Below are 25984 nucleotides of genomic sequence, written 5' to 3'. Positions count from 1 at the left end.
ATGGCTCATGCGATCTGGCTATGATGAACTCTCTGGGATCGAAGCCAGCAACTCGCTCAGGACAGCTCTGGCCTGAAGTAGCGGCCAGCTTCGAATCGGCCAATGATCACATGAGACGTGACAAGTATGGCCTTCAAAGCCTTGCGCCAAGGGCGTGACCCACTCGGGCTGATAAGCGGCCAGGTCCGCCTCGGTGAGCGCGCCGCCTTGCTCGCGGGCGGCCTTGGCCATGGCGCTCGCAATCTCGCCCCGATAAAAGGCCTCGCCACGGCTCTGGGCTACTGCTTTGAGCAGGCGGGCTGCCCCTTGCGCGCGGAAGCGCTCGCCCACCTCAGGCACACGGCCTCGGGATAAAAACATCTCGGTGAAGCCCGGCTGGCGCGTCAACTCAGAGACCTGCGCCGCCCGCGCCCAGGCCCGCTGCACCAGCACGGGCACGGCCTCGCCGCGTTCGGCCATCTCGATGGCCGGGGCCAGCACATCGGCAAAGGGCAGGCGCCCCAGGCGTTCATGCAGAGCGACCCAACCGCCAATGGCACCGGGCACCGTCACCGCGTCCCAGCCGCGCAGGGGCGGGCTGGTGGCGTCGGCACCGTAGCGGTGCTTGAAGTACTCCAGCGTCCAGGCCTGTGGCGCCGCGCCCGAGGCATTCAGGCCATGCAAAGCCTGCCCGTCCCAAACAATGGCGAAAGCGTCTGAGCCCAGGCCGTTGGCACAGGGCTCCAAAAACGTCATGGCTGCAGCCGTGGCAATGGCCGCGTCCACCGCATTGCCGCCCTGCCCCAAGATGCGCATGCCGGCCTGTGCCGCCAGCGGGTGCGAGGTGGCCACGACATTGCGCGCCAACAGCGGCTGGCGGTGGCTGGAGTAGCCGGGGTGCTGATGGTCAAAAAAGGGCATGGGTGCAAGTGTCGCCCATGTCGCCCATGTCGCTCAAGTCCGCCCCAGCTGCCCGGAAAAGTCCCGCCCAGACGCCTCTCCAGAGAGCCTCGATAAGAGGCCGCAACCCGGCCCTCAGGGGCGCTCAGAGCGTGAGGCTGGTCTTCCCGCCGTCAGGCGTGCTCATGTCCACCTTCGCTTGGCGGGCCTGCAAATCCACCTGCAGATGGATCCACTGGTCCTTGCTGACCCAGCGCAAGCTCAAGAGATGCTCTGCACTCTCCAGGCACTCGAACTGACCCGCAAAGGCCGGGTGCTGGTTGCGCAGGCGAATCAGCTCGCACAAGCGCTGAACCACGTCTTGGCCCAACTGGTCTTGGACTTCACCGGGTGCGTAGTAGTGGCGGTTGATGTCCCGACCGACCCGCGTGCGCTCCAGCAAGGCCATGTCATTGCGGCCGGCCAGCAAGCCCACGTAGTAGACCTGCGGCACGCCGGGAAGGAAGAACTGGATGGCCCGCGCGGCCAAGTAAGCAGACTCATCGCCGCCCAAGGCATCAAAGAAGGTGCAGTTGACTTGGTAGAGGTCCAGGTTAGAGGCCGCTGCGCCCGTGGCCTGGCGGCTCTGCCCTTGGCTGTTGGCATGAATGCGTTCCACCAGAGCATCCAGCTCTTGGGGCGGCACCAGGCCTGGCGATCTCTCTCGGTCTGCGGCGTCGGCACCGATGTCGATGATGCCGATGCCATCGTGCGTATCGAGCACCGTCAAGGCATTGTTGGGGCGCATGGCGATCCAACGCTTGAGCGGCGCACTCTGAGCAAAGAACAGCGCGTGCAAGACCAAGGGCGGCAGGGCAAAGTCATAGACCCAATCCACCTTGGCAGCAATCTCAATCTGGCGTTGATAGTAGGCGTGCACCTCGACCAGCACTTCGATGTTGCGCGCCCGCGCCTGCTTGGCAAATTCGGCAATGAAGTCGAAGGTCTCGGGCATCATGAAGCAGTTGGTGCCTGCCTTCTTGATGGCATAGCCCACCGCATCCAAGCGCACCATGCCAATGCCGTTGGCCGCAAAGGTGTCGAGGATGCTCTGCAGATAGGCTTGGCCCTGCGGATGGCTGACGTCGATGTCCAACTGCTGGGGCGTGAAGGTCGTCCACAGCAACTCCTTCTCACCCGTCGCCAAAGTGGTCACGGTGAAAGGCAGGCCCGGGCGCGGCCGGTAGATGCTCAACAACTCTTGCTGAGTGGCACCTTGCGGAAACACTGAAGCGTGCGTCAAAAACAAGCCGGCATACGCCGAGGCAGCCCCTTTGGCCGCATAGTCCTTGAACTGCGGGGACTCTGAGGACACATGGTTGACGATCACATCACCCATGATGTCGACGGTCTCAGACAGAGCGCGGACATCGGACCAATCGCCCAAGCGGGGGTCGACTTGCGTGTGATCGATCGGGTCAAAGCCCGCGTCGGAGCCATCAATGGGGTAGAAGAAGGGCAGCAGGTGAGCGCCCCCAAACAAGCCCTTCAGCGGCCCCTCCAGCAAGGCCTTGAGCTCGCACATGCCGCCGCCGCTCAAGCGGTCGACATAGGTAATGAGTTGAACTTGGTTCTTCATCAACGTATCACTTGGAAGTCGCGGTGGGAACGCGCAGCACGGCCACTGCCGCACAGGCCAGCAGCACACCGGCCAGTCGAATCACGTTGTCGGGCTGCCCGCCGAGCAGGCTGTGATAGATCAGCGGCAAAGTCACCATCTGGATCAGCATGGGGATCACGATGAACATATTGAAGATGCCCATGTAGACGCCCGCACGCTCAGGCGGGATGCTGCCGGCCAACATCACATAGGGGTTGCCCATGATGGAAGCCCAGGCCAAACCAATGCCGATCATGGGCACGAACAGCAGGGCTTTGTCTTGGATGGTGGGCAGCATCCACATGCCCAGGGCGGCCGCCAGCAGGCAGGTGGCGTGCACCGCCTTCGGGCCCCAACGCCGCACAAAGGGCAGCATGGCAAAAGCTGCTAAGAAGGCCACAAAGTTATAGAAGCCACCAATCTGGCCGTTGAGCAGGCTGGCGTCTCTGAAGCCCGCAGACTGTGGGTCTGTGGTGGCAAACATGGTCTTGGCCAAGGCCGGGACGATGTAGATCCAGTAGCACATCATGCCGTACCACTGGAACAGCTTCATCCACCACAGCTTGCGCATGGTGGGTGGCATGTGCTTCATCGCATCGACGATCTCGGCCAAGGTCGCCTTGGGGCCTTTGGGCGCCGCAGCAATGTGCTGTCGCTCAACCTCGGTCAGCGGCAGTTCAGGCACTTTCTTGACCGACCACCACACGGTGGTGAAAGACAAGAACGCACCAATCAAGAAGGCTGTCAGCGTGGCTTGGGGGATGTGGTTGTCGCCCACCGCATCTTTGTTCATGCCCATCCACACCAACAAGCTGGGGGTGAGATAGGCCAGTGTCTGTGCCAAGCCCGTGAAGGCACTTTGGGTCAAGAAGCCGCGGGCGTGTTGGTCTTGGTTCAGGCGGTCCGACACATAAGCCCGGTAAGGCTCCATGGTGACGTTGTTGGCCGCATCCAGAATCCACAGCATGCCTGCGGCGAACCACAGCGTGGGGCTGTAGGGCATGATCAACAAACCGAGGCTGCAGAGAATCGCCCCGATCAAGAAGTACGGGGTGCGACGCCCCCAACGGCTTTGGGTTCTATCACTCATGGCCCCCACAATGGGTTGCACCAGCAGGCCGGTGACCGGCCCCGCCAGCCACAGCAGCGGCAGCTTGGATTCATCCGCACCGAGGTACTGATAAATCGGGCTCATATTGGCCTGTTGCAGACCAAAGCTGAACTGAATGCCGAAGAAGCCGACATTCATGTTGATGATCTGCGAGAGCGAGAGGTGGGGCTTGAGTGCGCTCATGATCTGGCGGTGCCTGGAGTGAAAAGGGCGCCACCGTCGGCGGCGCCCTTCTTGACCTGTGAAGAGCGAGCAGTGGAGACCTGCTCTGGCAGAACGCTTAGAAGCTGTACTTCAAAGACACGCGTGCGCTGCGGCCATTGATGGCGCGAGCAATGTACAGCGGGTTATTGGTCAGGTTCCCTTGCCCTTCAGCCTCGGTGTAGCCCAAGGTGTTGAACAGGTTGTTCACGCCCAGCGAAGCCATGAGGTTGGGGGCCACTTCGTAGTTGGCGAAGAGGTTGACCGTGGCATAGCCTGGCAACACCACCACGTTGTCATCCTGCGCGTAGGACTTGGTGGTGCCGATCAGGCTGCCACCAACTTCCACCGGGCCAATGACATAGCTCGGCGAGACCTGATAGACCAAGTTGGCTTGACGGCGGGGTGTCTTGCCGCTGTTGGCCCCCGAGGTGATCTCGGCATTGGTCAGCGTGAAGCCACCGGTCAGGCGCAGGTCACCAAAGCTGGCCGCCAACTCGGCCTCGATACCATGAGACTTGTAGGAGTTTTCTTTCACGGTCTGGGTCGTCAACTCAAAGCCCGCACCTTCCTTGGTCTTGGCCAAGAAGGCCGTCACAAAGGCGCTGTAGCCCTGGGTGCGGTACTTCACACCGGCCTCGAACTGGTCAATCTTGCTGACGGGATAAGGAGCACGGCCGCTGGTGATGTCGCCATCCCAAACCACGCGGTCCGGCGACTTCCAGGACTCACCGTGGCTGAATCGTGCAAAGGTGGCCAAGCCCTTGTTCAGCTCATAGTTGCCGCCCAAGGAATAAGAGGTGCCGCTGGTGCTCCAGCCGATGGCGCTGGTCCGAGCGGGGTTCCAGGTGTTGCCGCTGGCGGCGTCACCAAACTTCTGGGTGCCGGTGCCGCGCTGCTTGTCAAAGCGCACGCTGGCGTCCACGCTCAGCGGGCCGTTGTCATACGTCACGGCGGCATAAGGCGCGGTGGCCGTCACACGCACATCCAGGTTGCGGAAGCAGCAACCGCCCCAGGTGGTGGTGGCATCGCCCACCGGTTGGGTGGTGACCTTGCCCGTGTTGTCGTAGAGGGCTGCGCCGTCGCCGGCCAGACCGATGTTGTAGCGGTTCCAGTACCACGTCTGGCCGATGTTCTGGATGCCCGAGAACAAGCCGCCGGTGGCGGTGAGCTTGGCATTGCCATCGAGCTTGAACTCTTTCTGCAAGCGGGCGTCATTGAAGACATTGCCCATGTCGTCCAGCGAGGTGTTGAAGATATGGGCCGAGAACACAGGCGTCGTGCCGGTGTAGCGGTTCGCGCCATTGGCAGCATCGGTGGCCGCGCTGCCGGCTGGGAACACGCCGATGAAGCGCCCGGAGATATCGCTCTTGCGGAAGCGGTTGCTGAAGCTCAGGCCATTGCCCAAGTTGAACTGGCCTTCCAGGCCGATGGAGTTGACCTGCACCGCCAAGCCGTCTTGCGGGTTGGTGTTGACGGGGTTGCCGTTCTTGTCAATGACCGTGTCATTGGCGAAACGCGAGTTCACAAAGAACGCATTGCGCGGGTCAATGCCTTGGATGGAGTTGATCTTGCTGCCACTGGTGGTGACGGGCACTGGCAAGTAGGTGGGTGTGCGGTCGTTCAGGCTCTTGAGGTTCAGGCGCAGATAGCTGCCTTGGCCCAAGTCCTTGGTCAAAGCAGCGCGGAACTGGCCGCCGTTTTCCACCGTCGCATTGGTGTTGCGGGTGCCTTCACCGATGCGATAGAAGCCGCCAAACTGCAGGTTCAGGCCATCGGCCACCTTGGTGCCGTAGGCGAAGTCCAAGCGCTGCTGACGATGGTCCAGACCCAGACCGATGGCCACAGCACCGCCGCTGGTCTTGCCCGTCTTGCTGCGGAAGTTGACGATGGCGCCTGAACCATTGGTGGTCATGGTGGCCGAGGAGCCACCGCGAATGGCTTCGACGGTGTCGGTCATGTAGTCGGCACGCACAAACTGATCGGCCGTGGCAAACGAGATGTCACCAAACAAGATGACAGGCAGGCCGTCTTCTTGCAACTGGACATAGCGACCACCACCGTCGGACATGGGCAAACCACGCACGCCCAGGTTGGCGTTGCCTTCACCACCGCTGGCCTCAGCACGCACGCCGGGCACATTGCGCAGCACATCGGCCGCGCTGGACGCCACGGCGTTTTGCAACTGTTCAGCATCCAAGGTCGACACCGACACCGACTGCTTCATCTTCGAGCGGGCCGTGGAGGTACCGGTCACCACCACACGCTCAAGTTGCAGCGTGTCGGCTTTGGCTTCTGTTTTTTCATCAGCAGCAGCTGCGGTCTGGGCCTGTGCGCCCGTGGCCGCAAAGCCCAATAGGATGGCGAGGGACACCGGGGTCAAGGTTGCAAACGTCTTCATGAAATACGTCTCCGAAGGTGGAAAAGAGTGCCGAGCGCAGCGGTCGTGGGTGTTATTGGGGGAATTCTTCGTTGGCAACCATACATAGCGCACGGAAAACCTTGAAGACGCCGTGATGTTCCCAGCTTATTGCAATCGGTTGCATTAGTGCAAACCCCGAATGACACTGCCGCACCACAGACATCCGCGCATGGCCCCAAAGGCAGCTCACCAGGTCGACAAGTGGGGCAAGGGTGAGCCCCTCGCCACAAAGAGCCGGTGCCAAGGAGCGACGCTCAGCGCGCCTCCACAAAACCCTCCCCTCTGAATACTCGGGTCGCATTGCCCCGCTCTACACCATGGTGCTGGCCCCAGCGCTGCTGACGTGCGGCGCACTCTGCGGCGCTGGCCATCTCGGCAAGCTTGTGGCTCAGCAAGGCGCGCGCCAGACGTTTGTTGGCATGTTGGCTGCGCTCGGTTTGAACCTTGACGCTCAGGCCGGTTGGCAGATGGGTCAGGCGCACCGCTGAATCGGTCTTGTTGACGTGTTGCCCGCCGGGGCCACTGGCGCGCAAGGTTTCAAAGCACAAGTCTTGTTCTCGCAGCACTTGGCCCGGTCCGTCGGCGACCTCATCCTCAAAGACCTCGGCACCGATGAACCAGTTTTTGCGCCTGTGTGCAGGTCGATATGGGCTGGCGCACACCCATTGAAGACTGCCGCACCATTGCGCCGCGAAGGTTGTCGCCTGGGTGCCCTCCAGCGCCAACAACACCGAGCGCAGGTTGCCCGCCATCGCACTGGGCACCTGCTCTAGCACCTCGATGCGGACGCTTTCTTTCTGCGCCTCATCGATCAGACGAGCCAGGGCTTTGCGAACACCCAAGCAGCATTCCTCTGGGCCGGTGTTGGCCGTCAGTTGCAGCATGATCATTCGCAGCACTCCCCACGGGTCTTGTAGGTCAGCACGGGCTTGAGCCGTGCGAGCAGCTCGATCAAGCCCGCACCCACCAAGGCCTGCACCACGCTGTCTATGCCTTTGTAGGCTTGCGGCGCTTCCTCATAAATGAGTTGGCGGTCATTGCAAATCACACGGCTGCCCAGAGCGGTCCGGCCCATTTGGCTGGGGGTCGTCAGCTTGAACAAGCGGTCCTTGCAGGCAGAGCGAATCCACTTGCGACCCGCGCCATGCGCCAGCGACAACAGGGTGTCGTGGCAAAGACGACGAGACCTCACCAAGTAGCTGTAGTCCCCGCGCGAGCCTGGGATCATCACAGCCCCTTGATCCGACGGCGTGGCTCCCTTGCGATGCAGCCAGCCCTGCTGTCCGCCCACACTCGCAGCGGCCACAAAGTTGTGGTGCACATCAAGCACGCATTCGCCTCGGGCACGCACATTGTTCAGCAGGCGCTGTGCGACCAAGCCACGGTTGCAGCGCGCAAAGCGCAAGGCGGCTTCATGCTCGTCGAGATAGGCCACGGCGGCGTCGGTGCCCACCGATAAGCCGCGATGACCAAAGGCCTCGACATGCCGGCGCAGGATGCGCTCACCCAGTCCTCGCGAGCCGCTGTGCACTAGCAAGAGCAGATGGCGCGGGCTCAGGCCGAGGTCGGACACAGCCTGTTCAACATAGACGGTGTCCACCTGCTGAAACTCAGCAAAGTGATTGCCGCCTCCGATGGTTCCCAGCGCCGCCAGGTGCTCGCCAGGCAGCACGCCCTGCGCCTGCGCGGCTTGATCGCGCAGCTCAAGATCCTCCAGCGGGCCATCGATATTGCCGACGCGCTTGTCCAACTTGTCGAGTCGAACGGCGCTGGCCAACAGGTCGGTTTGCCACAGCGCCATGCCGCAGCCAATGTCGTTGCCCACCAGCGTGGGGTAGAGAATGTCCTTTGAGAAAAAGGCCGCACCCACAGGGTTGCCACGGCCAGGGTGTAAATCAGGCATGCCCGCAACGCGTTGCATGCCCTCCAGTTGTGCGGTGGACAGCAGCTGCGCCAGAGCAGCATCTTCCATCCACGTCGAGTCCGCCGCGACCACGCAGGCGCGGTCCGACAAGACCTTGACAAAATTGCCCATAAAAATCCAGATTCATGAGATTGAAACCGGACTGGGACAGACGCGCGCAAGCCACCGCGCCGCGCAAGGCGGTGCTCAGTGGGGCGCGAAAAGAAGTGCGGTGAGGCTGCTTATTGCAGCCACTCAGCCACCGTCGACCCAGCCCACAGGGAGGTCGTGTTCTTTTGCATGTTGTTCTCCTTGTGAAGTGGGTGGGTGGGGATGCGTCGCCAACGCGCGGAGCCGTGCAAGCCGTGGCGCGCGAAGAGGGACGGACTGTAGGGGCAAGTGGGTGCATGGGTCCAGCCCACCGTGCGCGGTGCGACGTATTTGCGCGACAGCACCATGAAAAAGGGCTGACCGAAGTCAGCCCTTGCGAGGTGTCATCCGCCTGGCGTCAATCGTCTTGGAACGCTTCTTCGCGCTTGGAGCGGATCGACGGCAGCAGCACCACCACGATCATGGCCAGCGAGGCCAGCAGCAGGCCAGCGGACAGCGGCCGGGTGGCAAAGGTGCTCCAGTCACCGCGCGACAGCAGCAGGGCGCGGCGCAGGTTTTCTTCCATCATGGGGCCCAAGATGAAGCCCAGCAGCAGAGGCGCCGGCTCACAACTCAGCTTGTAGAAGACATAACCCACAAAGCCGAACATCACCGCCATGTAAATGTCGAAGTTGTTGTTGTTCAGCGTGTAGAGGCCAATGCAGCAGAAGGTCAGGATGGCCGGATACAGCACGCGATAAGGCACGGTCAGCAGCCTGATCCAGATGCCGATCAACGGCAGGTTCAAGATCACCAGCAGCAGGTTACCGATCCACATCGAGGCGATCAGGCCCCAGAACAACTCGGGGTTGGCCGTCATCACCTGAGGCCCAGGCTGGATGCCCTTGATGGTCATCGCACCCACCATCAGCGCCATCACGGGGTTGGGCGGAATGCCCAAGGTCAGCATGGGGATGAAGCTGGTTTGCGCACCGGCGTTGTTGGCCGACTCAGGGCCTGCCACGCCACGGATATTGCCTTGGCCGAAAGGCACTTCGCCGGGGGCCATGCGCATCTTCTTCTCGACTGTGTAGGCCGCAAAGGATGCCAGCAAAGCACCGCCACCAGGCAACACACCCAAGATGGAGCCCAAGGCCGTGCCACGCAGCACGGCGGGGAAGCCGTCTTTGAAGTCTTGCGCCGTGGGCCACAAGCCCTTCACGTCTTTGGTGAAGACCTCGCGACTCTCAGCCGGGCGGCCCAGGTTGGCAATGATCTCGCCAAAGCCGAACACCCCCATGGCGATGGTGACAAAGCCAATGCCGTCGGTCAGCTCAGGAATGTCAAAGCTGTAGCGCGGTACGCCCGAGATCACGTCGGTGTTGATCTGCCCCAGCAGCAGGCCCAGCACGATCATGCCGATGGCCTTGACCAAAGAGCCCGAGGCCAGCACCACGGCGCCGATCAAGCCCAGAGTCATCAGGCTGAAGTATTCGGCCGGACCGAACTTGAAGGCCAGCTCGGTAAGCGGCGGCGCAAAGGCAGCGATGATCAGCGTGCCCACGCAGCCTGCAAAAAAGGAGCCCAAGCCGGCCGCCGCCAGGGCAGGACCAGCTCGACCACGGCGGGCCATCTGGTAGCCGTCAATGGCGGTCACGACCGAGCTGGATTCGCCAGGGACGTTGATCAAAATGGCGGTGGTGGAGCCACCGTACTGCGCACCGTAGTAGATGCCGGCCAGCATGATCAGCGCCGGTGTCGCGTCCAGCGCATAGATGGACGGCAGCAGCATGGCGATGGTGGCCACAGGCCCCAAGCCCGGCAGCACGCCGATCAAGGTACCCAAAATGGCACCGCCCAGCGCGTACAACAAGTTGGTGACGGTGAAGGCCGTCTGCAGGCCCAAGCCCAGGTTGGATAAGAGATCCATGGTCAGCTACTCCTTAGGCACCGAACATGGTGGGCCACAACGGAATGGTGAGCTTCAAGCCCGCCACAAACACGGCATACGACAAAGTGATCAGCACAGCGGCATTGATGATGGCCGCCTTCCAGGTGAATTCGTCACTGGCCAGACTGGACGCAATGACCAGCAAAGGCAGACAAATCACCATGCCCAAACGGGGCAGCAAGAAGCCGAACAAGGCCACCGAGGCCAAGATGATCAACAGTGGCCGCCAGGCGAAAGCGCCGACTGGGTCACCATCTGCCGTCTCGATGGTCAGCGCCGTAAAGATCACCATGGCACCCAACACAGCCAGGATCAAACCCAGGCCGAATGGAAAGTAGCCCGGGCCCGGGTTGGCCGAGCTGCCGAAGCTGTAGTTGGTGGCACCCCAGGCGAAAGACAGCCCAATGACAATGAACATCAGGCCGGACCAGAAGTTCCTTTGACTTTTAATTTTCAACGCAGTCTCCTCACGGTTGCAGTGACTGCGTGGATTCTAAGAACCGCTCATCCTGCCGGCGCTGTGGAATACACGTAAGGCGGGGCGTAGCAAAGCGCTCGGGTAATCCCTATTGGCTGAGGACGCAGCTGCCTGACTCAGCGTCGCTGCCTGTGCTGGCCGAGTGGGGCCTTAGGCCTTGCCGCCTTCCCACCTCGGTGTGCCACGCAGCACTTCCTCCAGCGTGGTCACGCCTTCAGCCACCTTGGCTAAGCCGGCAATACGCAGCGGCATCAGGCCTTCAGACACCGCGTGTTTGCGCAGCGCGGCCATGTCGAGTTGGGGGTGCAAAGCGTCTCGACAGTCATCGTCGATCTGCATCAGCTCATACAAGGCCGCGCGGCCACGATAGCCTGTGTTGCGGCAGGCCTCACAGCCCACCGCCTTGTAGGCGCGCACAGCGCCACCCAAGGCCCAAGGCTGGGCCAAGGCATTTAAAGACTCGCGGGTCACCGAAGGGTCCGGCTTTTTGCACGCAGGGCACAAAGAGCGCGACAAGCGCTGGGCCAACACGCCGATGACGGTGGCCGAGATCAGGTAAGGCGGCACGCCCAAGTCAATCAGGCGCGTGATGGCCGAGGGCGAGTCATTGGTGTGCAGCGTGCTGAAGACCAAGTGGCCGGTCAGCGCGGCTTGAATGGCCATCTCGGCCGTTTCCAGGTCGCGGATTTCACCCACCATGATGATGTCCGGGTCCTGCCGCATCAAGGCGCGCAGGCCTTCGGCAAAGCCCAACTCGACCGCAGGCTGCACCTGGGTTTGGTTGAAGGCCGGCTCGATCATTTCGATCGGGTCTTCCACCGTACAGACGTTGACCTCTTCGGTGGCCAGCTTCTTGAGTGTGGAATAGAGCGTGGTGGTTTTGCCCGAGCCTGTGGGGCCGGTGACCAAAATGATGCCGTGGGGTCGGGTGATCAACTCCCCCCAGCGCTTGGCCTCGTCGGGCGAGAAGCCCAAGGCATCAAAGTTCTTGTCCGCAGCACCCGGGTCAAAAATCCGCATCACCAGCTTTTCGCCAAAAGCCGTGGGCAGGGAGGACAGGCGCATCTCGACCTCGGCCCCGCCACTGGGCCCACCGTCTGGGCGGCGGGTTTTGATGCGGCCGTCTTGCGGGCGGCGGCGCTCGATCACGTCCATGCGGCCCAGCAGCTTGATGCGGGCGGTCATGGCCAACATCACGGCTTGGGGCACTTGGTGAACGGTGTGTAAGACGCCGTCAATCCGGAAGCGCACCGCCCCCATGTCACGGCGCGGCTCTAGGTGAATGTCGCTGGCGCGCTGATCAAAGGCGTATTGCCACAACCAATCCACCAGTTGCACCACGCCCTGGTCGTTGGCGTCCAGGTTGTCGCGGCTCTTCAGGTCGACCAGTTGCTCAAAGCTGGCGGCAGCCGAGGCGTTCTCATTGGTCTTGCGGGCCACGCGCACATTGGTGGCCAGCTGGTAGAACTCAGCGGTGTAACGCGCGATCTCATCGGGTGCCACCACCACCAGCTTGACCGGGCGCTTGGCATGGGCCTCGATCTCGTGCACCCACTCGGTGTCAAAGGGTTCACACGTGCCGATGGTGACGTGCTTGGGCGTGAGCTGCAGCGGCAAAGAGCGGCGGCTCTCAGCATAGGCCTGGGACATCACCTCGGTGACCCGGCTCGCGTCCACCCGCAGCGGGTCAATCTTCATCAACGGCAAATTGAAGCGGTCTGCCAACCAGGCGGTGAGGCTGGTGGTGCTCAGGGCCTGGCCGTTGCGCGCATCGCTCAGGCCCGCACCACCCAGCCGCACCAGCGGATGCAGGCTGGAGCCGGTTTGGGAATAGCGCTTGGCCAGGCGCTCGGCCTCGGGGCCGGGCAGCACGCCGTCTTCCTTCATCCAGGCCAAAAGCTGGCGCAGCTCCAAACGGCCTTTGGGCAAAGAGCGGGTCGGGGCAGTCTTGGTGGTCATGGCGCCAGGGTAAAGGTCAGGGTCAGGCCAGCACCGCAGGGTCCAGCGGGCGCACCATGCGCAGCCACTTGCGGGCGGGCAGCTCATAACGGGCTTCGATGTGTTCGGCCCGTGCGGTCAAGGTGGCGCGGTCAGGCACTTGCACGCCGCGCGCCGCCACGATGACGATATTGCCCTCTTTGGTGGGCCGCAGGCTCCACACTTGGTCGAGGCCAAACACCCGCGCAATGCGCCCGGCGCTGCGGGCAAAGCTGGCGTCGCGGCCAAAGAGGTTGACGGTCATCAGGCTGCCTTCGTCCAGCACGTCTCGGCAGGCGGCATAAAAGGCTTCGTCATCCAGCACAGGGGCGGCGGCCTCGTGGTCGTAGAGGTCCACATTCAGCACTTGGGCTTCATGGCGGTTGGCCGGATCGCGCACCCAGCGCGCAGCATCGGTGTTGACGACGCTGAGCTTGGCGTCGTCATCGCCCAGGCGAAACCACAGCTTGCAGGCGCTGATGACGGTGGGGTTGATCTCCACCACCGTGGTGCGCATGCGCAGCACCTTGTGGCTGAAGCGGGTGATGGCCGCCGCGCCCAAGCCCAGTTGCACGCTGTGGCCCGTGGTCAGTTCATCCGTGGGGCGCCAGAGCATCCAGGCCATCATGCGTTGGATGTATTCCAGCTCCAGCGCATTGGGCTTGGCAATGCGCATCGCGCCTTGAATCCAGATGGAGTCCAGGTGCAGATAGCGCACACCAAGGTGTTCAGAGAGGGTGGCACCCACCAAGTCTTGGGCGGAGGACTTCATCGCGTCAGTGCAAAGGGTATGGGCAGAAGCGCACGATACCGCAATGCAAGGCTCATTCCCTCAAGCCCAGACCTCAACCCGCGTTAGACAGCAACTTGGCCGCAGCTTGTTCTTGCTTTTCAGCGGTTTGCATCAGCTTCATCTGCTGCTCAAACTGGCGTGCTGCGGTGATCATGGCCACCATGGTTTCCACCGGGCTCACATTCGAGCCTTCCAGCACCCCGTCTTGGATACGGGCTGTGGCATCGGCCTCCAGATCGCCCTCAGGGCCACGGAACAGGCCGTCGTTGCCGCGGGTCAAGGGCTGCTCGGGTGTCACCAGTTTCAGCCGCCCAATGGTCTGGGGCCGGGCCCCGGCCACGGTGGCGCTGACGGTGCCGTCTGGGGCAATCTGCACTTCGGCATTGACCGGTACGGTGATGGGCCCACCATCGCCCACCACTTGCAAGCCGCTGCGCGTGACCAGCAGGCCTTCGGCATTCATGTCCAGGCCCCCGGCACGGGTGTAGGCCTCGGTGCCGTCCAGAGCCTGCACCGCCAGCCAGGCGTTGCCCTTCATGGCCACATCCAAATTGCGGCCGGTGTGTTGCACCGCACCGGGCTCGGGGTTGTAGCCCACGGTCGTCTCCAGGGCGTAGGCGCGGGTGGAGGCCCCGTCGCCGCGCACCGGCACCGCCCGAAAGGCGGCCATCTCCTCGCGAAAGCCATTGGTCGACACATTGGCCAGGTTGTGCGAGAGCACCTCTTGGCGGTGCATCGCAGCCTTGGCGCCGGTCATCGACAGGTAGATCATGCGGTCCATGGTGGGCTCCGGCGAGTCAACAACAGCTCAGTCAAGATCAACGCAGATTGACCAAGGTTTGCATGACCTGGTCCATGGTCTTGATGGTCTGCGCATTGGCCTGGTAGTTGCGCTGGGCGGTGATCATGCTGACCAACTCGCCCGTGAGGTCGGTTTTGGAGTCTTCCAGAGCACCGGCCTGCAAAACCCCCATGTTGCCGACACCTGGTGTGCCCACGATGGGGTCGCCAGAGGTAAAGGTCCGCTGCCAACCATTGCCCCCAATCGGCTGCAAACCTTGCAAGTTGCGGAAGGTGGCGAGTTCCACTTGGCCCGCTGGTTTGGACTGGCCGTTGGAGTAGCGCGCCATCACAATGCCCGAGGACTCGACCACGATGCTGGCGAGCTTGCCTGGCGCGTAGCCATTTTGGGCCAAGTTGGTCACGCCAAACTCGGCGCCGTACTGAGTGCTCCCCCGGAAGCTCAAATCAACCGCAGGAATGGCCAAGGTCTCAGCCCCCGCCGCATTGGTGGAGGCCGGAATGTCCAAGGTGATGTTCGTCGGCGTCGGGTTACCACCGCCCGGTTCAAAGGCCATGGAGGTCATGGGCTGCGGGTCTCCCGCATTGCCGCCCAGGGTGGTGCCGTTGGCAGTGATGTAGACGTTCCATTGGTCCGTGGCGGCCTTCTGGAAGTAGTAGGTCAAGGCCACGGGCTGGCCCTTGGTGTCATAGACCGTCAGCGAAGTGGCCTTGTTGTAGGTGGTGGCGTCGCTGAAGTCGATGCGGGGCATCACGGCAGCGCCGGGGTCGGTGACACCGAGGCGCGAGTCGAGGTTGAACTCCATGTCGATCTCAGTGGTGCTCGCTGGCGCAATACCTGCCGTGGGCAGTTGCAAGGGCACTGCCAAGCCGGGTTGGATCACGCCTTCCAGGTCGGCGGAATAGCCCACCAGCTTCAGGCCACCGTTGTTGGTGATGAAACCGTCTTTGTCGACCTTGAACTGGCCGTTGCGCGAGTAGGTGGTAGGGTTGAAGCCATCGGTGAGCTGGAAGAAGCCCCCGCCGTTGATGGCCATGTCCATAGGGTTGTCGGTGGACGTGATGTTGCCCTGCAGGAACTGCTGGGACACGGCCGCTACCGTCACGCCAATGCCCACGCTTTGCCCGCCGCTGCCGCTGAGCGCGTTGGCATACATGTCGGCAAATTCAGCGCGAGAGGCCTTGAACCCGTAGGTGTTGGCATTGGCAATGTTGTTGCCGATGATCTCCAGGTTCTTGGACATGGCGTTGAGTCCAGAGAGGCCTTGTTGAAAGCTCATGGGGTGCTCCTGAGAAAAAACAGTACTGCGAGAAACTGTGTCGAGCGATGATGCTCAGAGGTAGGTCCAGACGGCGTCATGGGCCAGGCGCTCGCCATTGGCCAACTCAAACGCCACCGTGCCCGCAAAGTTGCTGACGGCGGTGACCCTCTGGTGCTCGAGTGCCAGCGATTCCACCGGCTTGCCATTGGCGGTGGCCGTGACCTTGAAGTTCAGGGCCGTGCCCGTCCAGGCGGACGGCACCTCCCAGTTGATGTCGTGGCGGCCAGCATCCAGTGCGTTCATCTCAATGCGGTCCACCACCGTTCCCCCTGGGGTGGTGATGTCAATGACGACCTTGTCGGCCTTGCTCTTCAGCTCAAAGCCTGCGTCGGCCTTGGTGCCCTGCACACGCAGGGAGTTGCCTTCAAAGGCCACGTCATGGCCCACCAAGGCTGCGGCCTGCAGGGCTTGAAGTTGGCCAAACTGGGTGGACAAGCCTCCCAGGCTGGTGTTGAGGTTCTCCAGACCACTGACGGTGCTGATCTGCGCCATCTGGCTGGTGACTTGGGCGTTGTCCAGCGGGTTGAGCGGGTCCTGATTTTGCATCTGCGTGACCAAGAGCTTCAAGAAGCGGTCGGACTGCTCTGTGGCGCTGGGGCTACCGCCTGCGAGGGCGCTGGTCTTGGTGTTGTTGGTGCCGGTGGTGGATGTGACGGTGGTCATGCGGATCCCTGGTGAAGAAGGAGAGCGGTCAGACTAGGCAGCGCTGGCGCGTCAGCCTTGGCCCATTTGCAAGGTCTTGAGCAGCAGGCTCTTGGCCGTGTTCATGACTTCGATGTTGTTTTGATAAGAGCGCGAGGCAGAGATCATGTTGACCATCTCCTCAACGGCGTTGACGTTGCTGAAGGTCACATAGCCTTCAGCATCCGCCGCCGGGTGTGCGGGGTCGCGCACCTTGCGGCCGGGCGTGTTGTCTTCGGTGACGTTGGAGACCCGAACGCCCGCTGAAGCGGTGACAGGGCTCTCAGCCTCGCCTTTGGCCGCCGCGCCCGAGGCATTCATCAGCACGGTTTGGAACACCACTTGCCGGGCTTTGTAGGCTTGGCCATCTGGCCCGGCCACGGTGTCTACGTTGGCCAGGTTGGAGGCCACGACATTCAAGCGTTGGCTTTGCGCGCTGACCGCGCTGCCCGAGATATCAAAGACCTTGAACATGCTCATGATGGACTCCTGTCATCAACCCTGGCTTGGGCTCTTCATGGCATCGAGCATGGTGCGCACGCTGCCGTTGATGAAGCGCAAGGTGGCTTCGTACTTCACCGAGTTCTCGGCAAAGGTGGCACGCTCACGGTCCATGTCCACCGAGTTGTTGTCTAAATTCGTTTGGCTGCCAGCGGCATAGCGCAGGCCAGTTTCGCTGCGGGCACCGATCTGCAAGCGCATATGACCACCGTTGGTGGCCGCCAGTTGACTGGGGGCAGGCAGGCCTTGCGTGGCCTCGCGCAGGGCCTGCGCAAAGTCCATGTCGCGCGCCACATAGCCCGGCGTGTCGGCATTGGCGATGTTGCTGGAGATCAAGCGCTGGCGCTCCGCGCGCAAGGACAGAGCCGTGGCCTGGAAGTCCAGCGCTTGGGTCAGTCGATTGAGCATGGTGGGCTCCTGCAAAAGGTCTCAAGAAATTGGTGCCAAGGGCCGACATTCGAAACAAGAGTCCCGGCCTTGCGCCGATTGTGAGAAGCCAAAGCGCACGCTGTAGACCCAATAAGCACCCGAGTCGCCATGCATTTCGAGGCTCAGCCCGAGTGCGCACACTGTCACCATGGGCGGACTGCGACATCCATCACACCTGCCCTTATGCCGACCCGCTCCGTCCTGCCCATGACTGCTCTGCACCTGGCCTTTGCCTGGGGCTTGGCCGTGGCGGGTGCCGCTCAGGCGCAAGTCCAGGTCTCCGCCCAGGTGCCCAGCAACCCAGCCCCTGCGGCCAGACCGGGCGATACCCTGGTGACCCTGTTGGCCCCCCAGCTTGAAAAGATGGCCCGCGAGGGTGCGGCCCAGGCCCTGAGCCAACCCGCCCGCATTGAAGTACAAGTGGGGCAGTTGGACCCCCGCCTCAAGCTAGCGCCCTGCGACAAGATTGAGCCCTACCTGCCTGCCCACCAAGCCGCCTGGGGCCGCACCCGCATCGGCCTGCGTTGTGTGCAAGGCACCCGCCTCTGGAACGTCAGCCTGCCGATGACGGTGCAGGTCTGGATGAAGGCGGTGGTCACCACGGCGGCCCTGCCCATGGGCACCACGCTGGAGGCCAGACACCTGACGCTGGCCGAAGTAGACATTGCAGCCGAGCCCGGCGTGGCCTTGCTCAAGCCCAGCCAGGCGCTAGGCCGCAGCTTGGTTCGATCTTTGCCTGCCGGTGACACCCTGCGCCAATCCGACTTCAAAGCCCGCCAGTGGTTTGCCGCTGGCGAAAACGTCAAAGTCGTGGCCAGCGGCCCCGGTTGGCGGGTGGTGACTGAAGGTCAAGCCCTGTCCGCCGGCATTGAAGGCATGCCCGTGAAGGTCAAGGTTGAGAGCGGCCGTTTGCTGCAAGGCCGGGCCGTGGCTGACCGAGAAGTGGAGGTGATGTTGTGAGACTTCTGCGAAACTCCGCTGGCTTACCCCCCCTATTTGAATCTAAAGTTCCGCCCGGAGGCTCCGAAAGCCAAGACATGTCGATCGGGCCGACGCTTTCCAAGGCCCGTTGGAGCACACCATGAAAATCGGATCTGTTGAAAACAAGGCCTCTCTCACCCCTCTGCAAACCGAGCGCAAGCCCGGTAGCGACAAAGGTGTGAGCCGAGCGGAGGGAGAACCCAGCGCCAAGGTCGCCATCTCTTCGGCAGCCAGTCTGCTGAGCCAGGCCGCTGAGGACCCCAGCTTTGATGCCGCCAAGGTCGAGCGCATTGCCCAGGCCATCAAGGAGGGCAAGTTTGAGATCAACCCAGACAAGATTGCCGACAAGCTGATCGCCAATGCGAAAGAGCTGTTGGAGCGGCCGCGCAACTGAGCCATGGGGCACCCCTGCCCCGGACGTGAACTTACCGCCAGCGTTTAGCCCGAGCCGCCGCCATGCCCAAGCCCCCTGTTGACCCTACTGTTCAGCACGACGCAGACCAGCTCGAAGCGAGCTTGGGCCAAGTCGAGGCCCATTTGGGTGCCTTGGGAGACGCACTGAAGCAGCAAGACGCCGCCGCCACTGAAGCCGCCGCCAGCAACCTGCACCGCGCCTTGGGCACGGCCATGGAGTGCTTTGCCCGTGCCGCCCGCCGTGGCGCTGTGCCGCCCGCTCTGCGCCGTCGCTTGGCGGTGACTGGCGGCCAAGTGGCCGCCCAACGTGAAGCCGTGGCGCGTGCCACCTCGGCGCTGGACCGCGCCATTGACATCCTCATCCCCGACATGGCCGCCGCTCGCCAAGTGCCGATGTACAGCGCCCAGGGCCTGTCCCTGCGGGCCAGCTCCGGCGGTTTGGCCCAGGCCTGAGCCTGCCTCTCCCCGGCCGCAACGCCCACTTCGGTGGGCGTTTTTGCGTCTTGGGCGTCAGGCCAACTCGATCAAATGGCGCAGGTCCCACTCTTGGCGGGGGTGAGCCAAGGTGGCGCGCTCGGCATGCTCATGCCGCTTCAGCGCCATGAGCAATGCCCAGAGCGGGTCGCCCAAGATCTCGCGCATGGCTTGGCTGCGCGCCAAGGCGTCTAGGGCCTCAGGCAGGCTGCGCGGCAGCGCCAGGTGCTCGGCCGCGCCACTTTGGGGCGGCAAGGTTTGCGCCATGCCCTTCAGGCCCAGGCCGAGCGTGGCTGCCAGCGTGAGATAGGGGTTGGCGTCACCGCCGGGCAAACGGTTTTCGACACGGCGGCTGCTGGCCCCTGAGGCCGGAATGCGAAATGCCAGCGAGCGCGCATCGTGGCCCCAACTGGCGTGGGACGGCGAGGCGTCGCTGAGGCGAATGCGGTCGTAAGACATGTCGTAAGGGGCGAACAGGGCCATCGCCGCCCCCGCTTCTTGCTGCAAGCCACCAATAAAGTGCTGCAGGGCGTCGCTGTCCTCGCCCTGGGGTGTGGCAAACACGTGCGGCCAGCCACTGCGGTCTCGGCGCTGCAGGCTGACATGCCAGTGCGTGCCCACACCGGGCTGGTCCAAAAAAGGCTTGGCCGCAAAGCAGGCCAAAAAGCCGTGGCGCGCCGCCACCTCGCGCGCCAAGCGCTTGAAGCGGAACACCGCATCGGCCTGCGCCAAGGGCTCGCCGGGGTGGAAGTTGACCTCAAACTGCGACAGCGCCGACTCATGCGCATGCCCGCTCCACGGAATCTCCAGCGCCTGACACTGCGCGCGCAGCTCGTCAAAGAAAGGCTCGAAATGGCTCAGTCGCTCCAGCGAATAGGCCTCGCAGGCGCGCTCTTGCACCGGCGATTGCGGCGTGGGGCGGGCAGCCTCCAAGCCCGGCGCCTGCGCGGTGCGGCTCAACAAGAACAGCTCCAGCTCTGGGGCCACCAAAGCCGTCAAGCCGGCGCGCTCATAGCTGGCCATTACCCGGCGCAAAGCGGCGCGTGGTGACAGGGCGCTGGCGTCGAACTCGCCCTGGGCGTTGCGCAGCGGCCCCGTGGGCTCGCAGATGACGGTGCACTCCTGTGCCCGGCCGGGCCGTTGGTAGAGCGTGGCCAAGTCCGGCACCAGGTGCACATCGTCATAGGTCTTGGGCAACAAGGGGCCAAACACCTCGGCAGACTCGCCTGCCGACACCGTCAGCCCCCAGACCACCGAAGGCAGGCGGCAGCCCGCCGCCGCAACGAAGTCATCTGCATGCACCCGCTTGCCGCGGGCGACCGAGCCGAGGTCTGAGGCCGCACACTCCACCCAGGTGCTGCCAGCATGGGCCAAGGCGTGGATCAGGTTTTGTCGGGAAGGCTGAGCAAGTGGCAACAACATAAGCACGGTGGGGGCTTGCATAAAGCCAGCCCCTAAACTCCAAAGATCTTGGCACTATAGGCGCCCCATCATGAGCTTGCACCCGCAAACACCGTCCATGGCCAGTCCTCTTCTCAAACGCCCGTTCCTGGCCCTGTGGGCTGCCCTCACTCTCTTGCAAGGCTGCACCAGCAACGCCACGCCCGTTGCTGCAAAAAGCCCCTCGGCGGTAGCGGCACGGGTGACGCCGCTGAACACCGCATTGAGCCAACCGTGGTCGCTGGCCCATTTGCCCAGCGGCGGCATGCTGGTGACTGAGAAGGCCGGCGCGCTGCGTCGGCTCAGCGCCGATGGCCGCCAAGTGCAGGCCAATATCAGCGGTGTGCCCACCGTGCATGCCCGGGGCCAAGGCGGCCTGTTGGACGTGCTGTTGGCGCCAGACTTTGCCAGCTCAGGTTGGCTGTACCTGAGCTACTCTGAACCTGGCACAGGCAGCGAAGCGGGCTTGAGTGGCACCGCCATCTTCAAGGCGCGGCTGCAGGGCGATGCGCTGGTGGATGGCCGCGTCATCTATCGCCAAAGCCCCAAAGTCTCGGGCAACGGCCACTATGGCTCGCGCATGCTCTTTGGCCCTGATGGTCAGTTGTGGGTCACTTTGGGCGAGCGGCAAAAGGAAACGCCAGCGCAAGACCTGACCGGCACCTTGGGCAAGATCGTCCGCCTGACCTCCGAGGGTCAAGCCGCACGCGACAACCCCTCTTGGCCCAGCGGCAGCCGCCCTGAGATTTGGAGCCTGGGCCACCGCAACCCGCAGGGCTTGGCCTTCCACCCCAGCACGGGCGAGCTGTGGGCCACCGAACATGGCCCGCAAGGGGGTGACGAGCTGAACCGCATCCGCAAGGGCGCCAACTACGGCTGGCCCACCCGCAGCTATGGCTGCCCCTATGGCTCGCCCGTGGGTGAGGCCTGCCGTATTGGCGGTGGCAAACACGCGCCCGAGTTTGTGGAGCCCGTGGCCACCTGGGTGCCCACCTCCATCGCACCCAGCGGCCTGCTGTTCTACAGCGGCGAGCGCTTTGCCGAATGGAAGGGCCATGCCTTTGTGCCGGGCTTGAGCGGCAGCAGTGTCTGGCGCATTGTGTTGAAGGGCGACACCGAAGTCAGCCGCGACGAGCCCTTTGGCCGCTTAGGCGAGCGCATCCGCCACATCAGCCAGGGGCCAGACGGCTGGATCTACTTGCTGAGCGACAGCGGCAAGCTGCTGCGTGTAGAACGCTAGCCCCAAAAACCAAAGCGCCCCCGCAGGGGCGCTTTGCGTTGGAGCGCTTGACGCTCGGCTCAGACCTTGCGGCTGCGTTGCTCCACACGCCGCATCAGGTCGGGCATTTGGCGCTGCATGGCTTCATAGCCGGCTTGGATCATTTCCTTACGGACATTGAAATCGCTGCTGGCGTATTGGCCGGTGTCGGGCCGCACGATCACATCGGCGCCCGCACCTTCTTGGTCCGCCAGCGCGCGGCCCATGATCTCGAAGGACTGCAGAATCACCTCGTACAGGCCCGAAAAATCGGAGCGACGCGGGCGCGTGGCCACATCTACAGCCAGCACCAAGTCGCAGCCCATTTGACGGGTGACCTTGACTGGCAGGGGCGAGACCAAGCCACCGTCTACCAGCTCGCGCCCGCCCATCTCGCGCGGCACAAACACACCGGGGATGCTGCACGAGGCACGCACCGCATCGGCCACCGGGCCTTGCCGCAGCACTTGCAGCTCGCCGGTTTTGAGGTCGGTGGTGACGGCGGCATAGCGGGTCTTGAAACTCTCGATGCGGGCGCCCTTGAGGTAGTCGTTGACCACCCGCCACAGCGCGTCGCCAGCCAACATGCCCCGTTTGCTGGCACTGGAGAAATCGGCCACATCCACCTCGCGGATGCGCAGCGCAACTTCTTCAATCTGCCAAGGCGTGAAGCCTGCAGCATAGAAGGCCCCCACCAGGGAGCCGGCACTGGTGCCCACAATGACTTCGGGCTTCAAGCCCGCTTGATCCAGCGCCTTGAGCACGCCGATATGGGCAAAGCCTCTTGCTGAGCCACCGCCCAGCGCCACGCCGAGGCGGGGCTTGCCGCCCTCCGACGCAGGGGTTGTCGTCGGCGCAGGCTTGCCGCGGCTTTGGGCCACCGCCGCTTGGGCTGCGGCCAACATGGCACCACCGGCCACGCTGCCTTGCAGCGCATGGGCCAGCCATTGGCGGCGCTCCATGGGCGGGCCGCCGGCCTGCTCGTCGCGGCTCATCGTGCGCCACCTTCAACCGGCTTGACCAAACCCTTGTCGATCAGGTCTTTGAGCTTGCTCCATGCCGCCTCAAAAGAGCCAGGGTGCTCGCCTTCGGTCAGCTTCTCAACCTTTTCGTCCAAGACGATCAGCTCAACGCGACGATTCAGGCGCTTGCCTTCTTCGGTGCTGTTGGCGGCCGCAGGACGGTTGAAGGAGTAGCCCAGCGCGTCAATGCGCGCGGCCTCCACACCGCGGGCCGCCAGGGCATCGCTCACGGCCTTGGCGCGGGCTTTGGAGAGCGCGTCATTCAAGGCAGCCGAGCCGTCGGCATCGGTGTGGCCTTCCACGGACACGCGCTTGTCGGTCTTGGTGGTCAGCAGCTTGGCCACGCGGTCCAAGAAGGGACCGGCCTCAGCCGAGTTGAAGCTGGACTTACCCACCTCAAACAGTACCGTGCTGGGCAGCACGATCTGCACACCGCGCTCGATCTGGGCGATCTGCAGCACCGGGCCCTTGTAAGGGGGCGGCGGGGGCGGTGGGGGGGGTGGCTCTGGGGTGGCGCAAGCGGCCAAGAGAGCGGGGATGGCGACGCACAGCAGGCGGCGCTTCAAAGTGGTCATGGTTGTCATTTGGTCTTCCTCCTCATCAGCCAAAACATCTGACTGCAACGACTGAAGCATATTGTCTCGCCGACAGCGTGCCCATTGAAGACGGCCTAAGCGGTGACTAAATTTGCACGCTGCACAAGTGGTGTGGTGAAAGCGATGTGGGATTAGGCACAGCGCCACACCTGAGAGGCACGTCTCTCTACAATGCTGCGGTGCACTATCTCAACGCTGATCTCCATTGCCACTCCACCTTTTCAGACGGCAGCTTGCCCCCTGAAGTCCTGGCGGAGCGTGCCGCAGAACGCGGTGTTGAATTGTGGGCACTCACTGACCATGATGAAATCAGCGGCATTGCGGCCGCCCGAGCGGCCTGCCAAGCGCACGGAGTGAGCTTTCTCACCGGTGTGGAAGTCTCTGTGACCTTTGCTGGCGAGACCGTGCATATTTTGGGTTTTGGCTTTGATGAGCAACACCCAGACTTGGTGGCCGGCTTGGCGAAAGTACGCAGCGGCCGCCTGGCCCGCGCCCGCGCCATGGGCGACAGCCTGGCCCAGGTGGGCATCAAAGGCGCCTATGACGCCGCCTGCGCCTTGGCACCCAACCCCGAGTTGGTCTCCCGCACCCACTTTGGCCGCTTCTTGGTAGAGCAAGGGCATTGCGCCGACATGGGCGAGGTGTTTAGGCGCTATCTCAAGCCCGGCAAGCCCGGCTATGTGCCGCACCAATGGGCGGGCCTGGGCGAGGCCTTGCGCTGGCTGCATGGTGCGGGCGGCGTGACGGCCATTGCCCACCCGGCCCGCTACCCCTTCAACCCGACGGTGGAGTACGCCCTGTTCTCGGAGTTCCAAGGCCATGGCGGCCAGGGCGTGGAGGTGGTCTGCGGCAGCCACACGGCGGCAGATGTGGAGCGCGTCAGTGGCTTGGCCCTGGAGTTTGGCCTGCTGGCAACGCGCGGCAGCGACTTCCACTCCCCCACCGAAAGCCGGGTCGACTTGGGTGAGTTGCCTCCCCTGCCCGGCCGCCTCACCCCCGTCTGGACCCTGTGGCCTGCGCTGGCCCAGGCCGCCGCACGCGCACAATGACCACGCCATGTCGCAATACTTCGAAGTTCACCCAGACAACCCCCAAGTGCGCCTGCTGAAGCAAGCCGCGCAAATCTTGCATGCCGGTGGCATTGCAGCCGTGCCAACCGACTCCAGCTATGCCTTGGTCTGCCACTTGGATGACAAAACGGCGGCCGAGCGCCTGCGCAAGATCCGCCAGGTGGACGACAAGCACCATCTCACCCTGCTGTGCCGCGATCTCTCGGAATTGGCCAACTACGCCCGCGTCGACAACCGCCAATTCCGCCTGCTGAAGGCCGGCACGCCCGGCCCCTTTACCTTCATTTTGGAAGCCACCAAAGAAGTCCCCCGCAGGCTGTCACACCCCTCACGCCGCACCATCGGCCTGCGGGTGCCTGAACACAAAGTCTTGGAAGCACTGCTGGCCGAGTTTGGCCAGCCCCTGCTGGCCACCACCCTGATCCCGCCTGGCGAAGACCTGCCCTTGAACGACGCCGAAGAGATCCGCGAGCGATTTGAAAAGCAGCTTCAGTTGGTGATCGACGCGGGGGCCTGCGCCATGGAGCCGACCACCGTCATCGACCTCAGCGGTGACGAGCCTGAGGTGGTGAGGCGCGGCCAGGGCGACCCGGCCACGCTCGGTTTGACCTGAGGCCATCAGCCCGCTAGCGCGGCCTCAGCGCGAGGCCTCGCGCTGAAAAATCGCCTTGGTGTCTTCGAAGCCGATCGGCGTAGAGGTGTGCTCATGCACCACCCGCAGCACATGCCCGCGGGTCTTGAGCACCCAGGTCATCCGGTTCTGCATGGAACGAAGCTCCTGCCCCTGAGCTGACATGGCTGCGTAACGCGCGAAGCAGCTCATGGTGGCAAAGGCGGGTTCCGCCATGATCTTCACGTCCTCAAACGTGACCCGGACGGTTTCACTGCCCAACGAGTTGAACCACCCTTCCACGGCGACCCGCCAGGCCGCAGCGCCCTCCCACGACCAAACGCCCCAGGTGTCAAAAACCCGAACCTCAGCATCGTAGAGATGCATGAAGGTCTCCGCGTCTTTGGCCAGCACGGCAGACTTGTAAGTCTCCAGGGCCTTCTGAACCTGCTTTTCGGTATCACTCATGGGGTTTCCTAGGGGTCATGGGTAAGTGATGGGCTGCTGCTGGAGTTCCGAGCACCAACCTATTCCCAAGCTTCGCATAAACCAAGGCTCGCACCGCCACCGGAACAGTCGTCTGCCCTTTGGCCGTGATGGTGGACTCTGCCACAGAGTCTCCTCACTAAGGAGCAGCTGGCGAGGCGGCATGTGGTCGTCCACACGAGCCCCCACCTCCGCTCGGAGCCAAAGGTCGGCCAACTCGATATCCCTTCTGCGACGGCACTGTCACGACGAGCGAATGGAGCCAGGGAATTGGCTCACCCTCAAGGTTGCAAATACCGCTCTAGAAAGAAACCAATACGGCAGATGCTTGGCTCAAGGGGTAGTCCCACCAGACAGGTTAGGCGCCGGACTCGGGCAGAGCATAGGTGTCACGTCTCATGTGATCATTGGCCGATTCGAAGCTGGCCGCTACTTCAGGCCAGAGCTGTCCTGAG

The 25984-nt window shown here is 63.1% G+C and carries 24 protein-coding genes and 1 pseudogene; 6 read left to right on the top strand and 19 right to left on the bottom strand.

Annotated features, from left to right (window positions below; genetic code table 11):
- Positions 1–117: 117 nt before the first annotated feature.
- From ACIQ3Q_RS19610 to flgB, 15 genes and pseudogenes are all read right to left on the bottom strand, one after another.
- Positions 118–900: pseudogene (locus tag ACIQ3Q_RS19610) on the bottom strand (gamma-glutamyltransferase); the annotation flags it as partial.
- 124 nt (positions 901–1024) lie between these two features.
- Positions 1025–2497: a sucrose phosphorylase gene (gtfA, locus tag ACIQ3Q_RS19605; protein ID WP_396270889.1), complete on the bottom strand. Its 1473-nt coding sequence runs from the start codon at positions 2495–2497 to the stop codon at positions 1025–1027.
- 7 nt (positions 2498–2504) lie between these two features.
- Entirely contained in the window at positions 2505–3812 is a 1308-nt protein-coding gene (locus tag ACIQ3Q_RS19600) for an MFS transporter (protein WP_396270888.1), read from the bottom strand.
- A gap of 97 nt (positions 3813–3909) precedes the next feature.
- Complete coding sequence (locus ACIQ3Q_RS19595; protein ID WP_396270887.1) at positions 3910–6231, bottom strand: TonB-dependent receptor domain-containing protein; 2322 nt, start codon at positions 6229–6231, stop codon at positions 3910–3912.
- 275 nt (positions 6232–6506) lie between these two features.
- Positions 6507–7142 carry a peptide chain release factor H gene (gene prfH / locus ACIQ3Q_RS19590; protein WP_396270886.1) on the bottom strand — a complete coding sequence of 212 codons (636 nt, stop codon included), beginning with the start codon at positions 7140–7142 and terminating at the stop codon, positions 6507–6509.
- A complete protein-coding gene (locus ACIQ3Q_RS19585) occupies positions 7139–8287 on the bottom strand; it encodes an RNA ligase RtcB family protein (protein ID WP_396270885.1) in 1149 nt (382 codons plus the stop codon). The genes prfH and ACIQ3Q_RS19585 overlap by 4 nt, the downstream gene beginning before the upstream one ends.
- A 376-nt stretch (positions 8288–8663) precedes the next feature.
- Entirely contained in the window at positions 8664–10175 is a 1512-nt protein-coding gene (locus tag ACIQ3Q_RS19580) for a tripartite tricarboxylate transporter permease (protein ID WP_396270884.1), read from the bottom strand.
- Between the two features lie 13 nt (positions 10176–10188).
- The gene (locus tag ACIQ3Q_RS19575) at positions 10189–10653 is read right to left on the bottom strand and encodes a tripartite tricarboxylate transporter TctB family protein (protein WP_396270882.1); all 465 of its coding nucleotides are present in this window, start codon (positions 10651–10653) and stop codon (positions 10189–10191) included.
- A gap of 171 nt (positions 10654–10824) precedes the next feature.
- A complete protein-coding gene (locus tag ACIQ3Q_RS19570; protein WP_396270881.1) occupies positions 10825–12633 on the bottom strand; it encodes a GspE/PulE family protein in 1809 nt (602 codons plus the stop codon).
- A 22-nt stretch (positions 12634–12655) separates the two neighbouring features.
- On the bottom strand, positions 12656–13423 hold the full coding sequence (locus tag ACIQ3Q_RS19565; protein ID WP_396270880.1) for a spermidine synthase: 768 nt from the start codon (positions 13421–13423) through the stop codon (positions 12656–12658).
- Positions 13424–13496: 73 nt separating this feature from the next.
- Entirely contained in the window at positions 13497–14225 is a 729-nt protein-coding gene (gene flgF / locus ACIQ3Q_RS19560; RefSeq protein ID WP_396270879.1) for a flagellar basal-body rod protein FlgF, read from the bottom strand.
- Positions 14226–14262: 37 nt separating this feature from the next.
- Complete coding sequence (gene flgE, locus ACIQ3Q_RS19555; RefSeq protein WP_396270878.1) at positions 14263–15525, bottom strand: flagellar hook protein FlgE; 1263 nt, start codon at positions 15523–15525, stop codon at positions 14263–14265.
- A 54-nt stretch (positions 15526–15579) separates the two neighbouring features.
- Positions 15580–16230 carry a flagellar hook assembly protein FlgD gene (locus ACIQ3Q_RS19550; protein WP_396270877.1) on the bottom strand — a complete coding sequence of 217 codons (651 nt, stop codon included), beginning with the start codon at positions 16228–16230 and terminating at the stop codon, positions 15580–15582.
- A 51-nt stretch (positions 16231–16281) separates the two neighbouring features.
- The gene (gene flgC, locus ACIQ3Q_RS19545) at positions 16282–16728 is read right to left on the bottom strand and encodes a flagellar basal body rod protein FlgC (protein WP_396270876.1); all 447 of its coding nucleotides are present in this window, start codon (positions 16726–16728) and stop codon (positions 16282–16284) included.
- Between the two features lie 15 nt (positions 16729–16743).
- Positions 16744–17157, bottom strand: coding sequence for a flagellar basal body rod protein FlgB (gene flgB / locus ACIQ3Q_RS19540; RefSeq protein ID WP_396270875.1), 414 nt, complete (start codon positions 17155–17157; stop codon positions 16744–16746).
- A 228-nt stretch (positions 17158–17385) separates the two neighbouring features.
- Between flgB and flgA the strand changes: the two genes are divergently transcribed.
- The 3 genes from flgA (at position 17386) to ACIQ3Q_RS19525 (ending at position 19026) form a co-directional block, all read left to right on the top strand.
- Complete coding sequence (gene flgA, locus ACIQ3Q_RS19535; protein ID WP_396270874.1) at positions 17386–18138, top strand: flagellar basal body P-ring formation chaperone FlgA; 753 nt, start codon at positions 17386–17388, stop codon at positions 18136–18138.
- 121 nt (positions 18139–18259) lie between these two features.
- The gene (flgM, locus tag ACIQ3Q_RS19530) at positions 18260–18553 is read left to right on the top strand and encodes a flagellar biosynthesis anti-sigma factor FlgM (protein WP_396270873.1); all 294 of its coding nucleotides are present in this window, start codon (positions 18260–18262) and stop codon (positions 18551–18553) included.
- A 62-nt stretch (positions 18554–18615) separates the two neighbouring features.
- Positions 18616–19026 (top strand): hypothetical protein, encoded by a 411-nt coding sequence (locus tag ACIQ3Q_RS19525; protein ID WP_396270872.1) that lies wholly within the window; start codon positions 18616–18618, stop codon positions 19024–19026.
- A 57-nt stretch (positions 19027–19083) separates the two neighbouring features.
- Here ACIQ3Q_RS19525 and ACIQ3Q_RS19520 read toward each other — a convergent pair whose 3' ends face one another.
- Complete coding sequence (locus ACIQ3Q_RS19520) at positions 19084–20469, bottom strand: glutamine synthetase family protein (RefSeq protein ID WP_396270871.1); 1386 nt, start codon at positions 20467–20469, stop codon at positions 19084–19086.
- Positions 20470–20539: 70 nt separating this feature from the next.
- On the opposite strand from ACIQ3Q_RS19520, the gene ACIQ3Q_RS19515 reads away from it, so the two are divergent.
- A complete protein-coding gene (locus ACIQ3Q_RS19515; protein ID WP_396270870.1) occupies positions 20540–21727 on the top strand; it encodes a PQQ-dependent sugar dehydrogenase in 1188 nt (395 codons plus the stop codon).
- Between the two features lie 59 nt (positions 21728–21786).
- On the opposite strand, the gene ACIQ3Q_RS19510 is transcribed toward ACIQ3Q_RS19515, so the two are convergent.
- Together ACIQ3Q_RS19510 and ACIQ3Q_RS19505 are read right to left on the bottom strand one after the other, a co-directional pair.
- Positions 21787–22740, bottom strand: a complete 954-nt coding sequence (locus ACIQ3Q_RS19510; RefSeq protein ID WP_396270869.1) for a patatin-like phospholipase family protein — start codon at positions 22738–22740, stop codon at positions 21787–21789.
- Positions 22737–23351 (bottom strand): OmpA family protein, encoded by a 615-nt coding sequence (locus tag ACIQ3Q_RS19505; RefSeq protein WP_396270868.1) that lies wholly within the window; start codon positions 23349–23351, stop codon positions 22737–22739. The genes ACIQ3Q_RS19510 and ACIQ3Q_RS19505 overlap by 4 nt, the downstream gene beginning before the upstream one ends.
- Positions 23352–23542: 191 nt before the next feature.
- On the opposite strand from ACIQ3Q_RS19505, the gene ACIQ3Q_RS19500 reads away from it, so the two are divergent.
- Both ACIQ3Q_RS19500 and ACIQ3Q_RS19495 read left to right on the top strand, forming a co-directional pair.
- Positions 23543–24412, top strand: a complete 870-nt coding sequence (locus tag ACIQ3Q_RS19500) for a PHP domain-containing protein (RefSeq protein WP_396270867.1) — start codon at positions 23543–23545, stop codon at positions 24410–24412.
- A 7-nt stretch (positions 24413–24419) separates the two neighbouring features.
- Positions 24420–25046, top strand: a complete 627-nt coding sequence (locus tag ACIQ3Q_RS19495; RefSeq protein WP_396270866.1) for an L-threonylcarbamoyladenylate synthase — start codon at positions 24420–24422, stop codon at positions 25044–25046.
- Between the two features lie 24 nt (positions 25047–25070).
- Here the strand turns inward: ACIQ3Q_RS19495 and ACIQ3Q_RS19490 are convergent, their stop codons facing one another.
- Positions 25071–25511, bottom strand: a complete 441-nt coding sequence (locus ACIQ3Q_RS19490) for a YybH family protein (protein WP_396270865.1) — start codon at positions 25509–25511, stop codon at positions 25071–25073.
- Positions 25512–25984: the final 473 nt, after the last annotated feature.

It is taken from the genome of Ideonella sp. (genome assembly GCF_044358605.1).
Classification (GTDB): domain Bacteria; phylum Pseudomonadota; class Gammaproteobacteria; order Burkholderiales; family Burkholderiaceae_C; genus Ideonella.
The sequence above is the reverse complement of the archived record's forward strand: the minus strand, read 5'-3'. Positions and strand labels throughout refer to the sequence as shown.